At 45.6% G+C, this 665-nt stretch carries 1 protein-coding gene; it reads left to right on the top strand.

Annotated features, from left to right (window positions below):
• Nucleotides 1-55: 55 nt before the first annotated feature.
• The coding region (locus QTO00_RS20535) for a copper homeostasis protein CutC (protein ID WP_331426384.1) at nt 56-665 on the top strand (610 nt) is incomplete at its 3' end.

Below are 665 nucleotides of genomic sequence, written 5' to 3'. Positions count from 1 at the left end.
ATCTTATTCCTCTACTGCTAAAATACATATTTCATCTCCTTATTGAGCTTATCCAATGAAGTATCACGTTGAAGTTTGTATCGATAACCTAGAGTCTCTACATAACGCCGTAAATGGTGGGGCAACCCGTATTGAGCTCTGTTCTTCTCTAGCACTTGGCGGCTTAACCCCGAGCTATGGGTTTATGAACAAAGCTGCGCAGATCTCCCCCATCCCTGTCTATGCAATGATAAGACCAAGGCAAGGTGACTTCTTATATGATCAAGATGAAATTGATTCGATGTTGTTAGACATAGAGTCTGCCGCACAAGCAGGCCTGCAAGGTGTCGTTTTTGGCGTGTTAAACACTGATGGCAAAGTCAATATGGCGCAGGCTCAGCAACTTGCTGACAGAGCCAAATTGTATGGTTTAGGTATCACCTTCCATCGAGCCATTGACCAAAGCAGTGACTGGCAACAAGCGATTGAAGGCGCAATTTCACTAGGCTGTGAACGCGTCCTCACTTCTGGTTTAGCAGCCAATGCTGACCAAGGAAAAGAGGTGCTTAGAGAGATGGTTGAACTTGCTAACGGCAGAATCTCGATTATGGCAGGCGCGGGCTTGAACGCCGACAATGTTAAAAACATCGTTCTACATACAGGTACTAGGGAAGTTCACCTATCTG

This window comes from Vibrio sp. M260118, assembly GCF_036533755.1.
Classification (GTDB): Bacteria; Pseudomonadota; Gammaproteobacteria; order Enterobacterales; family Vibrionaceae; genus Vibrio.
This window is presented reverse-complemented; position numbering and strand designations above follow the sequence as displayed.